This window comes from Microbacterium sp. (assembly GCF_039812165.1).
Classification (GTDB): domain Bacteria; phylum Actinomycetota; class Actinomycetes; order Actinomycetales; family Microbacteriaceae; genus Microbacterium.
Genome location: NZ_JBDIAB010000064.1, coordinates 1 through 13,360 on the forward strand (window position 1 = coordinate 1; position 13,360 = coordinate 13,360).

At 72.2% G+C, this 13,360-nt stretch carries 17 protein-coding genes; 3 read left to right on the forward strand and 14 right to left on the reverse strand.

The window, feature by feature from the left end; translation table 11 throughout:
• Positions 1-14: 14 nt before the first annotated feature.
• Entirely contained in the window at positions 15-413 is a 399-nt protein-coding gene (locus WML84_RS07250; RefSeq protein WP_347345474.1) for a Sec-independent protein translocase TatB, read from the reverse strand.
• Positions 414-485: 72 nt separating this feature from the next.
• Here WML84_RS07250 and WML84_RS07255 point away from each other — a divergent pair, with 72 nt between their 5' ends.
• Positions 486-1,130 (forward strand): class I SAM-dependent methyltransferase, encoded by a 645-nt coding sequence (locus WML84_RS07255; protein ID WP_347345475.1) that lies wholly within the window; start codon positions 486-488, stop codon positions 1,128-1,130.
• An 86-nt stretch (positions 1,131-1,216) separates the two neighbouring features.
• Here the strand turns inward: WML84_RS07255 and WML84_RS07260 are convergent, their stop codons facing one another.
• The 3 genes from WML84_RS07260 to dapE all read right to left on the reverse strand — a co-directional run bounded on the left by WML84_RS07260 (position 1,217) and on the right by dapE (position 3,733).
• Entirely contained in the window at positions 1,217-1,390 is a 174-nt protein-coding gene (locus WML84_RS07260) for a DUF3117 domain-containing protein (protein WP_082406089.1), read from the reverse strand.
• 73 nt (positions 1,391-1,463) lie between these two features.
• Positions 1,464-2,675, reverse strand: a complete 1,212-nt coding sequence (locus tag WML84_RS07265) for a hypothetical protein (RefSeq protein ID WP_347345476.1) — start codon at positions 2,673-2,675, stop codon at positions 1,464-1,466.
• On the reverse strand, positions 2,663-3,733 hold the full coding sequence (gene dapE / locus WML84_RS07270) for a succinyl-diaminopimelate desuccinylase (protein WP_347345477.1): 1,071 nt from the start codon (positions 3,731-3,733) through the stop codon (positions 2,663-2,665). Before dapE ends, WML84_RS07265 begins: the two co-directional genes overlap by 13 nt.
• 43 nt (positions 3,734-3,776) lie before the next feature.
• On the opposite strand from dapE, the gene dapD reads away from it, so the two are divergent.
• Positions 3,777-4,721, forward strand: a complete 945-nt coding sequence (gene dapD, locus WML84_RS07275; RefSeq protein ID WP_347345478.1) for a 2,3,4,5-tetrahydropyridine-2,6-dicarboxylate N-succinyltransferase — start codon at positions 3,777-3,779, stop codon at positions 4,719-4,721.
• A 44-nt stretch (positions 4,722-4,765) separates the two neighbouring features.
• Here the strand turns inward: dapD and WML84_RS07280 are convergent, their stop codons facing one another.
• From WML84_RS07280 to WML84_RS07290, 3 genes are read right to left on the reverse strand one after another with little or no spacing between them, the layout of a single operon-like run.
• Entirely contained in the window at positions 4,766-5,539 is a 774-nt protein-coding gene (locus WML84_RS07280; protein ID WP_347345479.1) for an amino acid ABC transporter ATP-binding protein, read from the reverse strand.
• Positions 5,536-6,321 (reverse strand): amino acid ABC transporter permease, encoded by a 786-nt coding sequence (locus WML84_RS07285; protein ID WP_347345480.1) that lies wholly within the window; start codon positions 6,319-6,321, stop codon positions 5,536-5,538. Before WML84_RS07285 ends, WML84_RS07280 begins: the two co-directional genes overlap by 4 nt.
• Positions 6,322-6,354: 33 nt before the next feature.
• Entirely contained in the window at positions 6,355-7,191 is an 837-nt protein-coding gene (locus WML84_RS07290) for an ABC transporter substrate-binding protein (protein ID WP_347345481.1), read from the reverse strand.
• A 226-nt stretch (positions 7,192-7,417) separates the two neighbouring features.
• Between WML84_RS07290 and ppk2 the strand changes: the two genes are divergently transcribed.
• Positions 7,418-8,239 carry a polyphosphate kinase 2 gene (ppk2, locus tag WML84_RS07295; protein WP_347345482.1) on the forward strand — a complete coding sequence of 274 codons (822 nt, stop codon included), beginning with the start codon at positions 7,418-7,420 and terminating at the stop codon, positions 8,237-8,239.
• A gap of 1 nt (position 8,240) precedes the next feature.
• Here ppk2 and ddaH read toward each other — a convergent pair whose 3' ends face one another.
• The 7 genes from ddaH to WML84_RS07330 form a co-directional block, all read right to left on the reverse strand.
• The gene (gene ddaH / locus WML84_RS07300) at positions 8,241-9,014 is read right to left on the reverse strand and encodes a dimethylargininase (protein WP_347345488.1); all 774 of its coding nucleotides are present in this window, start codon (positions 9,012-9,014) and stop codon (positions 8,241-8,243) included.
• On the reverse strand, positions 9,011-10,306 hold the full coding sequence (locus WML84_RS07305; RefSeq protein ID WP_347345483.1) for a citrate synthase: 1,296 nt from the start codon (positions 10,304-10,306) through the stop codon (positions 9,011-9,013). The genes ddaH and WML84_RS07305 overlap by 4 nt, the downstream gene beginning before the upstream one ends.
• 121 nt (positions 10,307-10,427) lie before the next feature.
• The gene (dapC, locus tag WML84_RS07310; RefSeq protein ID WP_347345484.1) at positions 10,428-11,549 is read right to left on the reverse strand and encodes a succinyldiaminopimelate transaminase; all 1,122 of its coding nucleotides are present in this window, start codon (positions 11,547-11,549) and stop codon (positions 10,428-10,430) included.
• Positions 11,549-11,869, reverse strand: a complete 321-nt coding sequence (gene fdxA, locus WML84_RS07315) for a ferredoxin (protein ID WP_347345485.1) — start codon at positions 11,867-11,869, stop codon at positions 11,549-11,551. The genes dapC and fdxA overlap by 1 nt, the downstream gene beginning before the upstream one ends.
• Positions 11,870-11,878: 9 nt before the next feature.
• Positions 11,879-12,259 carry a histidinol dehydrogenase gene (locus tag WML84_RS07320; RefSeq protein ID WP_347345486.1) on the reverse strand — a complete coding sequence of 127 codons (381 nt, stop codon included), beginning with the start codon at positions 12,257-12,259 and terminating at the stop codon, positions 11,879-11,881.
• Positions 12,260-12,275: 16 nt separating this feature from the next.
• Positions 12,276-12,590: an AzlD domain-containing protein gene (locus WML84_RS07325; RefSeq protein WP_347345487.1), complete on the reverse strand. Its 315-nt coding sequence runs from the start codon at positions 12,588-12,590 to the stop codon at positions 12,276-12,278.
• Positions 12,587-13,327: an AzlC family ABC transporter permease gene (locus tag WML84_RS07330; protein ID WP_347345489.1), complete on the reverse strand. Its 741-nt coding sequence runs from the start codon at positions 13,325-13,327 to the stop codon at positions 12,587-12,589. Before WML84_RS07330 ends, WML84_RS07325 begins: the two co-directional genes overlap by 4 nt.
• Positions 13,328-13,360: the final 33 nt, after the last annotated feature.

Consider the following 13,360-nt stretch of genomic DNA (forward strand, 5'->3'; position numbering starts at 1 on the left):
GCACGCTCCGCCGGTCAGGTCGCCTCGGAGTCGAACGGCACCGTCGCGGGCGGGTCGTCGGGGGATGCCGTCCGCTCGACGATCGGTCGGCGCGCGCCGCCGAGGGCCGAGGGCGCCGGATGCAGCACGTTCGTGGCCGCCACGGGACGCACCGGAGCGTCGTCGAGGAGCGCGTCGCGGATGATGCGTCGCGGGTCGTACTGACGGGGGTCGAGCTTGCGCCACTCGATGTCGTCGAAGTCGTCGCCCATCTCCTCCTTGACGCGCGACTTCGCGCCGTTGAGCCACTCGCGGGCCCGCACGGTGAGCCTCGCGAGGGCCTCGGCGTAGCGCGGCAGGCGCTCGGGACCGAGCAGGAGCACGGCGAGGAGGCCCAGCAGGATGAGCTTCTCCATGTCGAGCCCGAAGAACATGGCTCAAGGTTACCCGTGCGCCTGATCGCCGGATGCCGCCCGGCCCCGTACGCTGGCGGTGGAGGTCCACGCATGGGCGATTTCGACGCGATCCGCAGGTTCGCCGACGAGGCGACGGTCGAACCGGAGGCGTGCGCACGCGCACGCGCGCACGCACTCGAGCTCGGGGCCGACCCGATCAGCGCGCCGGTGGGGGCGCAGTGCGCCGTGATCGCCGCGGCGGCGAACGCGCTCAACATCGTCGAGATCGGCACCGGCGGCGGCGTGTCGGGGCTGTGGCTGCTGCACGGCTCGCCGCGCGCGACCCTCACGACGATCGACAACGAGCCGGAGCACCTGGCCGCCGCGCGTCGCGCGTTCGCCGATGCCAAGATCCCGCCGGCCCGCGCGCGGTTCATCGCCGGCCGCGCCGCGGACGTCCTCCCCCGCATGAACGAGGCGTCGTACGACATCGTGCTGGTGGACGCCGATCCGGAGAGCGTCATCGAGTACGTCGAGCACGGCCTGCGCCTCGTGCGCGCCGGCGGCACCGTGCTGATCCCCCGCGTGCTCGCGGGCGGCGCGGTGGCCGACCCGGTGCGCCGCGACCACGTGACGACCCTCTACCGCTCGCTGATCCAGGAGACCCAGGCCTCGCCCGCCGTCCTCGGCGCCCTCTCGATCGTCGGCGAGGGACTGCTGCAGCTGACGACCGTCGCCGCCGACCGCGCGCACTGACGCCCGCGCGGCGCGGACGGCGATCCGCAGACATGGAGAACGGCCGGTCCCGCGGGACCGGCCGTTCTCCATGTCTGAAGGACGTGTCAGGCGGCGCCGACGACCTCACCGAGGACGCTGTGCAATTCCTTTGCCTCGTCGTCGTTGACGGATACGACCAGACGCCCGCCGCCCTCGAGAGGAACACGCACGATGATCAGGCGCCCCTCCTTCACGGCCTCCATCGGTCCGTCTCCGGTTCGCGGCTTCATGGCTGCCATCGCGGTTCCCTTTCGTTCGCGGACTACCCGTCAAGTTTAGCGGGCGGTGCGACCGGGGGCGGTCATCCGCGTGTCAGGGCACGCGCCAGGCCGTGTCGCCGAGCCCGTACATCTCGTGGATCCACCACCACTGCGCGGCCAGACCCGCCACCAGCACCCCCGCGCGCCACACGATCGACCGCGGGACCGCGAACGCCCCGGCGAGCGGCGCGAGGGGCACGAGCAGCCGGAACGTGCTCGACTGCGGGAAGAACACGGCGAGCAGGTACACGAGGTAGCTCGCCGACCACAGGCGCACCTCGATGCCGGTGCGGCGCACGCGCGGGTCGAGCACGAGCGCCGCGGCGACCACGGCGAGGCCGGCCGCGAGCGCGGCGTAACCGACCGTGGCGGGCACGCCCCACACGCCCGACCACAGCTCCACCGCGTGCAGCACGCCGTCGAAGGGCACGAACGACTCCGGGGAGTCCGGCAGCCAGATGCGCCGCCACGACAGCTCGGTCTGCAGGTATGCCGCCGGGTCGCCCGTGACGAGCCCTGCGATCACCGGCCACGAGAACCCGACCGCCGCCGCGAGGAGGCCCAGCGCCACGATGTGGACGATCTCGCGACCCGGCAGCGGGTCGGAGCGGCGGCGGAGCCATCGCCGGCATCCGTACAGCGCGAGGAACAGCGAGAACGCGAGCACGCCGGGTCGCGTGTAGCCCATGAGCGGCACGAGCAGGTAGAGCCAGCCGTAGCGCCGCCGCTGCACGCAGCCGAGCGCGAGCAGGAGCCACAGGAGGAACAGCGACTCGGCGTAGCCCACCTGGAAGAGCGCGGCGAGGGGGCCGGCGGCGAAGAACGTCACGGCCCACATCGTCGCGACCTCGCCGAGCCGGGCCCGCAGCAGCGCGTGCAGCGCGAGGCACGCGAGGTAGCCGGCCACGACCGACAGCGCGATCGCGGCGACCGGGTACGACCCCGTGACGAACGAGAGCAGCCGGGCGAGCGCGGGATACAGGGGCAGGAACGCCCACGCGTTCTGCGTGATCGCGCCGTCGGGGCTCTGCGGCAGCTCGGCGGGGTAGCCGTGCGTCGCCACCACCCAGTACCACTGCGCGTCCCAGCCCATCGCGAGCGAGCCGATCGTGGCGTGCGCGCCGTGACGCGAGGATGCCGTGGACAGCTCGGCGGCGACGACGAAGAACAGCGTCGTGAGGACGCGCGCGGCGAGATAGACCGCGGCGACCCTCAGCGGGACCGGCAGACGCATGCCGCGTGCGGCATGCGTCAGGTCAGCCACGCTCGCAGACCCCGCTCGACGTCCTCGATCTGCGCGAGCGGGACGCGCTCCTCGTCGTGGTGCGCCAGACGCGGATCGCCGGGCCCGTAGTTGACGGCGGGGATGCCGAGCGCCGAGAACCGCGCGACGTCGGTCCAGCCGTACTTCGGACGCGGCACCGCGCCGACCGCGGCGACGAACTCCTGCGCGAGCGGCGCGTCCAGCCCGGGACGCGCGCCGACGGCCAGGTCGACGATCTCGACCTCGAAGCCGGCGAAGACGTCGCGCACGTGCTGCGTGGCGGTGGCCGCGTCGCGACTGGGCGCGAACCGGTAGTTGACCTCGACCTCGCACAGGTCGGGGATGACGTTGCCGGCGATGCCGCCGCCGATGCGCACCGCGTTCAGTCCCTCGCGGTAGGCGAGCCCCTCGACCTCGACCGTGCGGGGACGGTGCTCGGCGAGCCGGGTGAGGATGGGCGCGGCCATGTGGATCGCGTTCTCGCCCACCCAGGCGCGCGCGCTGTGCGCCCGCACGCCGTGCGTGCGCACGATCGCACGGAGGTTGCCGTTGCAGCCGCCCTCGACCTCGCCGTTCGTCGGCTCGCCGAGGATCGCGAAGTCGCCCTCGAACAGGTCGGGCCGCGTGCGCGAGAGCCGGGTGAGGCCGTTGAGATCGGCATCCACCTCTTCGTGGTCGTACCACATCCAGGTCACGTCCACGCGGGGGTCGGTCAGCTCGTGGGCGAGCTTGAGCTGCACGGCGACGCCGGCCTTCATGTCGACCGTGCCCCGCCCCCACAGGTAGTGCACGCCGTCCTCGATCTCGTCGCGGGTCGGCACGTTGCCGTTGATCGGGACGGTGTCGATGTGCCCCGCGATCACGACCCGCTGGGCACGCCCGCGGCTGGTTCGGGCGACGATCGTGTCGCCGTCGCGGTAGACGTCCAGGTGCGCGAGGTCGCGCACGGCGTCGAAGATCGCGTCGGCGAGCACGGCCTCGTCCCCGGACACGCTCGGGACGTCGCAGATCGCGCGGGTGAGGTCGATGCTGGAGGCGGTGAGATCGAGCCGGGGCATCCCCCGAGTCTAGCGATCCGCGTGCGCCCGCTAATCTGGAGGGATGAGCGAACAGCGGTGGGTATGGGGTGCGGGCCTGGCGACGGTGGATGCCGACGGGACGATCCTGGACGCCTGGTTCCCGGAGCCGGAGCACGGCCGTGCGCCGGCCGACGCCGACACGAGCGCGCTCGAGCCGTTCGCCGGGCCCGACGAGCGCCGGGCCGTCGAGCTCGAGGTCGTCGTCGCCGAGATCGACCTCGACGCGCCGCCGGCCGGCACGGTCGACGCGTACCTGCGCCTGCACGCGCTCTCGCACCGTCTCACCGCGCCGAACGAGGTGAACCTCGACGGCGTCTTCGGGCACCTGCCCATCGTCGCGTGGACCAACGCCGGCCCGATGCACCCCGCGGCCGCCGCCGGGCTCCGTCCGCAGCTGCGCCGCGACGGCATCCACGTGCACAGCCTCGACAAGTTCCCGCCCCTCACCGACTACGTCTCGCCCCCCGGCGTCCGCATCGCCGACACCGCGCGCGTGCGCCTGGGCGCGTACCTCTCCCCCGGCACCACCGTCATGCACGAGGGCTTCGTGAACTTCAACGCCGGCACGCTCGGCGCCTCCATGGTCGAGGGCCGCATCTCGCAGGGCGTCGTCGTCGGCGACGGCAGCGACATCGGCGGCGGCGCGTCGATCATGGGCACGCTGTCGGGCGGCGGCACGCACCGCGTGTCGATCGGGGCGCGCACGCTCCTGGGCGCCAACGCCGGCATCGGCATCTCGCTCGGCGACGACTGCGTCGTCGAGGCGGGCCTGTACGTGACCGCGGGATCGAAGATCGTCCTCGCCGACGAGCCGATCCGCGCCGACGGCACGCGCCCTGTGGTCAAGGGCGGCGACCTGTCCGGCCGCGACGGCCTGCTGTTCCGCCGCAACTCGCTGAGCGGCGCGATCGAGGCCGTCCGCCGCGGCGGCGTGGGCGTCACCCTCAACGAGGCGCTGCACGCCTGACGGCGGCCGTACCCCGGGGGCGCAGCGGCGCCGCGGCGCCGGCCTCAGAGCACCTGGGACAGGAACCGCTGCAGGCGCTCGCTCTCGGGCGCCTCGAAGATCTGCTCCGGCGGGCCCGACTCGAGGACGCGCCCCTGGTCCATGAACAGCACCTGCTGAGACACCGAGCGCGCGAAGCCCATCTCGTGGGTGACCACGAGCATCGTCATGCCGGATGCCGCGAGCTCCGCCATGGTCGCCAGCACGCCCTTGACGAGCTCGGGGTCGAGCGCCGACGTCGACTCGTCGAAGAGCATGACCTCGGGGTCCATCGCCAGGGCACGCGCGATGGCGACGCGCTGCTGCTGCCCGCCGGACAGACGCGACGGTCGCACGTCGGCCTTGTGGGCCAGGCCCACGCGGTCGAGCTCCTCGATGGCGCGCTCCGCCGCGGCATCCTTCGACAGGCCCTTGAGCTTCGTGAGACCGAGCGTGATGTTCTCGCGCACGGTCTTGTGCGGGAAGAGGTTGAAGTGCTGGAACACCATGCCGACGCGCTGTCGCAGCTTGTCGGGGTTGTCGGCGAGCACCGAGCGCCCGTCGAGCAGCACGTCGCCCGAGTCGGGCTCGAGCAGCCGGTTCACGATGCGCAGCACCGTCGACTTGCCCGATCCCGACGGCCCGATGATGCACGCGGTCGTCGCCGCCGGCACGTCGAGGTCGATGCCGCGCAGCACGCGGTTGCTCCCGAAGGCGAGGTGGACGTCACGGGTCGCGACGCTGATGCCGTGGCTGTGCGGCGCGAGGTGTGCCGTCGCCGCGGCGGGTTCGGTGCTCAATGCGCCTCCTGGGTCAGGGCGATCGGTGCGGGACCGGGGTCCTCCCCCTTGTCGCCGTCGTCGCTGCCGTCGGCCTTGCGGCCCTCGCGCAGGCGCTTGTCGATCGCGTTGACGACGTGCGTCAGCGGGATGGTGATGGCGAGGTAGAAGAGGCCCGCGAGCACCAGCGCGGACTGGTTGCCGGTGTTCGCCGCGGCATCCTGCCCGATCCGGAACAGCTCGCGCTGGTTGGCGAGGAGCCCCAGGAAGTAGATGAGCGAGGACTCCTTGATGAGCGAGATGAACTGGTTCACCAGGGCCGGGAGGACGCGACGCACGCCCTGCGGGATCACGACGAGTCGCATCGACTCGCCGTGCGAGAAGCCGAGCGCGCGCGAGGCCTCGGTCTGGCCCGGATCGACGCTCTGGATGCCGGAGCGGAAGATCTCGCCGATGTACGCGCTCGCGATGAGCGAGAGGGCGAGGATGCCGAGCGGGTACGGGTTCGGCCCCCAGATCTGCATGCCGAGCGGAGCGAGCCCCACGCCGATCAGGAGGATCGTCACGACGGCCGGGAGGCCCCGGAAGATGTCGGTGTAGATCCGCGCCGGCCAGCGCAGCCACCGGTGCCGCGAGAGGCCGGCGACGGCGACGAGCATGCCGAGGATCGTGCCGATGATGCCCGACGACAGCGCCAGGATCAGGGTGTTCGGCAGCCCCACGGTGAGGAGCTCCGGAAACGCCGCCGCCATCGCGTCGAGATCGAAGAACGTCTCCAGGATGTTGTTCAGGGCGTCAGGCATGGTGCTCCTTCAGGCCGTGGGGCTGCCGCGCGGTCACTGCGCGGAGCCGCTGCCGGGCACGAAGTCCGCGGGGATCTCGCGGTCGGGGTAGTACTGCTTCTGCAGCTTCTCCCACGTGCCGTCGGCGATGACCTCGTCGAGGCCCTTGTTGAGCGCGTCGAGGAGTGCGGTGTTCTTCTGCGACACCACGAAGCCCATGCCGTTCTCGTCCAGCTGCGTGGCGGCGATGGCGAGCTTGCCGCCGGACTCGTCCACGTACTTGACGCCGATCACGTCGGGCGCGATCCAGGCCGCGGCGGTGCCGCTGTTGAGCTGGTTGGCGGCGGCGTTGTAGTCGTTCACGCGCACCGGATCGAGGCCGGCCTTGGTCGCGTAGTCGTCCTGGACCGTGCCCTGGACCACCGCGACGCGCTTGCCCTTGAGCTGGTCGAACGAGGTGATGTCGGAGCCGGCCGGCACGACGAGGCCGAGGAAGCCGAAGTCGTACTTGTTGGTGAAGGCGACGTTCTTCTTGCGCTCCTCGGTGATGCTCACCGACGACGAGCCCACGTCGAACTTGCCGGTCTTCACCTGCGCGAGCAGCGAGCTGAACTCGGTGCCGACGAACTCGACCTGCAGGTCGAGCTTCTCGGCGACCGCGCGGAGCAGGTCGTTGTCGAAGCCGGTGAACTCGCCGTTCTCGATGTAGACGTTCGGCGGCGCGTCGGTCAGCGTGCCCGCGCGCAGGATGCCGGGCTGGACCAGCCCGTACGGGTTGTCGTCCGCGGCGGCGCTCGACGACGACGCCGGAGCGCCGGAGGAGCAGGCTGCGGCCGAGAGCACGAGTGCGGCGGCGGCGAGGGCGGCGAGAGCGCGTGAGCGCAGAGTCATGGGCTGCTGGTCCTTCGGTTCGTCGGGTGTCGGCGGGTGCGACTCAGGCGCTCCACGGACAGAGCGTGCAGCGACATTATCGGAACGGCTCGGCGTCCGCGGGGGCCGATGAAACATTTCGACACGTGCGCGCGGGGCGGACGAGCCGGTTAACCACGGTCTCGGCCCTGGCGCCGGCGTGTCGCGAGCCTCTAGGGTCGAGGAAACCGAACGAGGAGGACCGGGTATGGGACGCCGTGTGCCGAAGGCGCTGTACGAGAAGGAACTGAAGAAGCTGCAGGCCCACCTGGTGGAGATGCAGGCATGGGTGCAGGAGAGCGGCGCCCGCATCGTGGTCATCTTCGAGGGCCGGGATGCCGCGGGCAAGGGTTCCACGATCAAGCGGGTCACCGAGTACCTGAACCCCCGCGTCACGCGCGTCGTGGCCCTCCCCACGCCGACCTCGCGCGAGCAGTCGCAGTGGTACTTCCAGCGCTACGTGCCGCACCTGCCCGCCGCCGGCGAGATCGTGCTGATGGACCGCTCCTGGTACAACCGCGCCGGCGTCGAGCACGTCATGGGCTACTGCACCAACGCGCAGTACCACCGGTTCCTCCACCAGGCGCCGATCTTCGAGCGGATGCTCGTGGAGGACGGCATCCTGCTGCTGAAGTACTGGTTCAGCGTGTCGGACGTCGAGCAGGAGAAGCGGTTCCGCTCGCGCTACGAGGACCCGATGCGCCAGTGGAAGCTCTCGCCCAACGACGTGCTGTCGATCACGAAGTGGGAGGACTACTCGCGCGCGAAGGACACGATGCTCGTGCACACCGACATCCCCGAGGCGCGCTGGAACGTCGTGGAGTCGGACGACAAGCGCCGCAGCCGCCTCAACATGATCTCGCACCTGCTCTCGTCGATCCCCTACCGGGTGGTCGAGCGCCCGGTCGTGGAGATCCCGGCCCGTCCGCACACCGGCGGGTACGAGCGGCCTCCGCGCGACCTGTCGCACTACGTGCCGGACTACGCCGCCGAGCTCGTCGCCGCCGAGAAGGCCGACAAGGCGGAGTAGCCTACGCCGGGGCTGCGTCGCGCAGGCGCACGGACAGGCACGTGACGCAGCCCTCGAGCTTCTCGAACTCGGTGATGGGCACGGTCACGACCTCGAGCCCGCGGGCGCGCCACAGCGCGGCCGTCTCGGGCGCGTCGGCCGACATGAGCACGGTGTCGTCGTCGAGGACCACGACGGCGGTGCCGTGCTCCTCGGGCACCCCGACGAAGCGCGCGAAGCCCGCCGGGTCGTCCACGAGCGGCTCGTACCCGACGACGGTGCCGTCCGGGAGCGCGGTGATGCCGCTCTTGAGGTGGAGCACCTTGGTCACCGGCACGGCCTCGACCGTCCAGCCGCGCGGCTCGAGCAGTGCGCGCAGCTGGGCGATGCCCTCGGCGCTCGTGCGCGAGGAGGCGCCGACGTACGCGGTGCGGCCGACCTTGAGCACGTCGCCCCCGTCGAGCGTGCCGGGCTCCTCGATCGCGGCCACCTCGAGCCCCGTCGTCGCCACGACCTCGCGGGTCGTGTCGATCTCGCCGCGGCGCGAGTCGACGCCGGGCCGCGTGATCACCGCGAGGTCGCCGAAGACCACGACGGTGTCCTCCACGAACACGCCGTCCGGGTGGCCGTCGGCGGCCGGGATCTCCACGACCTCCCACCCGCGCCCGCGGAAGACGTCGACGTAGCCCCGCCACTGCTCGAGGGCGAGGTCGGGGTCGACCGGCACGCGGCCGATGTGGGTGAGCTCGCCCTCGGCGAGGCGCGGCGACGGCCGGCGCACGAGCAGGCGCATCAGCCGACGCCCGGGTAGTCGCGACGGGGCGAGCCGACGTACAGCTGCTGCGGCCGGCCGATCTTGGTCTGCGGGTCGGCCTGCATCTCGCGCCAGTGCGCGAGCCAGCCGGGCAGGCGCCCGATCGCGAACAGCACGGTGAACATGCGGGTCGGGAAGCCCATCGCCTTGTAGATGACGCCGGTGTAGAAGTCGACGTTGGGGTACAGGCGGCGCTCCTTGAAGTAGTCGTCGGCGAGCGCGATCTCTTCGAGCTCCTTGGCGAGATCCAGGAGCGGATCGTTGACGCCCAGGGCGGCGAGCACCTCGTCGGCGGACTCCTTGACGAGCCGGGCGCGCGGGTCGTAGTTCTTGTAGACCCGGTGCCCGAAGCCCATGAGCTTGACGCCGTCCTCCTTGTTCTTGACGCGCTCGACGAAGCGCTCCACGCTCTCGCCGGAGTCGCGGATGCGCGCGAGCATGTCGAGCACGGCCTCGTTGGCGCCGCCGTGCAGCGGGCCGTACAGCGCGTTGATGCCGGCCGAGATCGAGGAGAACTGGTTCGCGCCGGTGGAGCCGACGAGCCGCACGGTCGACGTGGACGCGTTCTGCTCGTGGTCCTCGTGCAGGATCAGCAGGCGCTCCAGCGCCCGCGACATGACCGGGTTCACCTCGTACAGCTCGCTGAGCACCCCGAAGTTGAGCTTGAGGAAGTTGTCGACGAAGCTGAGCGAGTTGTCGGGGTAGAGCATCGCCTGGCCGATGCTCTTCTTGTGCGCGTAGGCGGCGATGACCGGGAGCTTGGCGAGCATGCGGATGGTGTTCAGCTCGACGTGCTCGGGGTTGTGCGGGTCGGACTGGTGCTCGTAGTAGGTCGACAGGGCGGCCGTGGCCGCCGACAGCACCGACATGGGATGCGCGGTGTGCGGCAGCGCGGAGAAGAACCGCTTCAGGTCCTCGTGCAGGAGCGTGTGCCGCCGCACCTTGTCGTCGAAGGCGGCGAGCTCGTCGACCGTCGGCAGCTCGCCGTAGAGCAGCAGCCACGCGACCTCCAGGTACGTGGAGTGCGTGGCGAGCTGCTCGATCGGGTAGCCGCGATAGCGGAGGATCCCCTGATCGCCGTCGATATAGGTGATCGCGGACTTCGCGGCGGCCGTGTTCACGAAGCCGTAGTCGAGCGCGGTGTGGCCGGTCTGTCGCGTGAACGTCGAGATGTCGACGCTCGGCGTGCCCTCGGTGCCCGTGACGACGGGCAGCTGAGCGGTCCTGTCGCCGACCGTCACGGTGGCCAGCTGGGGGGTGCCCGTGTCGTTCACGAAGCCTCCTCGGGGTCGTCCAAGCGCGGTGGCTACAGCCTAGCCGTCGTGACCGACGTCCCGAGACGCGCGGCTCCGTACGCAACGTGCCCGAAACATGCGGGGCGGCGCCCGAGCCGCGTCAGCCGCGCAGGCGCCGCGCCGCGGCGGCGATGCGCTCGTCGGTGGCCGTCAGCGAGAACCGCACGTGCTGCGGGAAGTGCTCGCCGTAGAAGTGGCCGGGACCGGCGAGGATGCCGAGCTCCGCGAGACGTCCGAGGGTGGTCCAGGCGTCCTCGCCCGCGGTCGCCCAGAGGTACAGGCCGCCCTCGCTGCGGTCGATGCGGTAGCCCGCCGCCTCCAGCGCGGGTCGGAGCACCTCGCGGCGCGCGCGGTAGCGCGCCTTCTGCTCCACCACGTGCGCGTCGTCGCCGAGCGCCGCGACCATCGCCGCCTGCACCGGCGCGGGCAGCATGAGCCCGAGGTGCTTGCGAGCCGTCAACAGCCGCGCCACGAGCGCCGGGTCGCCGGCGAGGAACGCGGCGCGGTAGCCGGCCAGGTTCGACTGCTTGCTGAGCGAGTACACCGAGAGGAGCCCGTCGAGGTCGCCGTCGGTCACGCGCGGGTCCAGGACGCTCGGGACGGTGCCGGAGCCGGCGGGACCGGCATCGGCCCACTCGCCGTCCCAGCCGAGCTCGGCGTAGCACTCGTCGGACGCCACGACCGCGCCGAGCTCGCGAGCCCGCGCGACGGCGCCGCGCAGCTCGTCGACGCCGAGGACGCGGCCGTCCGGGTTGCCCGGCGAGTTCAGCCACACGAGGCGCGTGCCCTCGGGCCACTCCGCGGGATCGTCGGACGCGAACGGCGTCGCCCCCACGAGCCGCGCGCCCACCTCGTAGGTCGGGTAGGCCGCGCGCGGATGCACCACGACGTCTCCGGGCCCGAGGTCGAGGAGGAGCGGCAGGAGGGCGACGAGCTCCTTCGATCCGACCGTGGGCAGGACGTTCTCGACCGTCAGCCCGGGCACGCCGCGTCGGCGCGCGTACCACGCGACGATCGCGTCGCGAAGGGCCGGCGTGCCCACCGTCTGCGGGTACGCGTGGGCGTCGGTCGCCTCGCGCAGGGCCGTCGCCACGACGGCGGGGGTCGCATCGACCGGTGACCCGATGGACAGGTCGACGATGCCGTCCGGGTGCGCCCGCGCCGTCCGCGCGTACGGCGCGACGGCATCCCACGGGTAGTCGGCGAGATCGCGGACCGCCATCAGGGCGCCTGCGGCGGGAGCTCCGCGACGATCGAGTGGTCGGAGTGGATGACGCCGACCTTCGCCGCGCCGCCCGGCGAGCCGAGCTCCTCGAAGAACTCGACGTTCGCGGTGTAGTAGTCCTGCCACTCGTCGGGCAGATCGTCCTCGTAGTAGATCGCCTCGACGGGGCACACCGGCTCGCACGCGCCGCAGTCGACGCACTCGTCGGGGTGGATGTACAGCATCCGGTCCCCCTCGTAGATGCAGTCGACGGGGCACTCGTCGACGCACGCGCGGTCCTTGACGTCCACGCAGGGCAGGGCGATCACATACGTCACGGGGCAAGTCTAGTTCGTGGCCGTGCGCCGAGCCGCGGCAGGCCACGCCACCACGACGGCGACGACCACCGGCAGCGCGACGGTCCACACCAGGCCGGTCGACAGCGCCCCCTCGGCCGCCGCGGGGACGACGATCGAGCCGCCGGGCCCACGGCCCGAGAACAGCAGCGTCGCGCCCATGACGCCGAGGCCCGCCGCGAGCGCGGACCCTCGGCCCGACAGCACGCGCATGGCGACGAGGAGGGCGGCGACGCCCGCGATCGCCACGATCAGGCCCACCGGGAGCACGCCCCACGCGGCCGCCTGCCCGATCGTGCCGGCGACGCCGTAGACCGCGCCCACCACGAACGCCACGATCCACGTGACCACGCGCGCCGCCGAGACTCCCACCCCGCCAGTCTACGTTTCAGGCCGCCCAGCCCCACAGGCGCAGGAGCGCCGCGACGACCGCGGCGGCGACCACGACGACGAGGAACGGCGCGCGCAGGGCGAGGAGGCCCGCGGCCGCCAGCACGGCGGGCACGCGCGCGTCGACCACGATCGCGGTGCCGGAGGCGAGCGTCTGCACCGCGACGAGCGCCGCGAGGAGCGCGACCGTGAGGAGGTCGGTGATGCGCGCCGGGCGCGGCGCCTCGAGCGCGGTCGGCGGGATGAGGTAGCCGACGCCCTTGAGCGCGACGCACACGCACGCCGCGAGCAGGATGCCGTTCCACAGCGTCACGGCAGTCCCTCCCGTTCGGGCGCGTCGTCGGGCTCGGCGGGCGGGAGCGACTGGGTCCCGAACCAGTTGAACAGGCCCACGACGACCGCGACGAGCGCGGCCACGAGCACCGGCATCCCGGGCATGAGCACCGGCGTGAGGACGGTCGCCACGACGGCGGCGGCGACGCCCACCACGATCGGCTGGCGCAGGCGCAGGCGCGGCCACAGCAGGGCCAGGAAGGCCGCCGCAGCCGCGGCGTCGAGCCCGTACGCGCGCGGGTCGCCGAGCACGTCGCCGAGCAGCGCGCCGGCGAGCGTCGACAGGTTCCAGCCGACGTAGATGCCGATGCCGGTGATCCAGAAGCCCACCCGCCGGGCGCGCGCACGGGTCTGCGCGAGCGCCACGGCGGTCGACTCGTCGATCGTGAACTGCACCGCCGCGAGACGCCGCCACAGCCCGCCGCCCAGGAGCGGCGACATGCGCACCGCGTAGGCGACGTTGCGGACGCCCAGGAGCGCCGCCGAGGCCACGGCGGCGGGGAGCGCCGCCAGTCCCCCGCCGGCGACGACGCCGACGAACGCGAACTGCGACCCGCCGGTGAACATCACGAGGCTGAGGACGCACGTCTGCCAGACGTCGAGACCGGACGCCACCGCCAGAGCCCCGAACGACACGCCGTATGCGCTCGTGGCGAGCGCGACGCCGAGCCCCTCGCGGGCCGCCCGGCGCGCGGCGCGGGCGTCGTCGGGGTCGATGCTCACCCGTCCGAGCCTACCGACGGCCCGGCG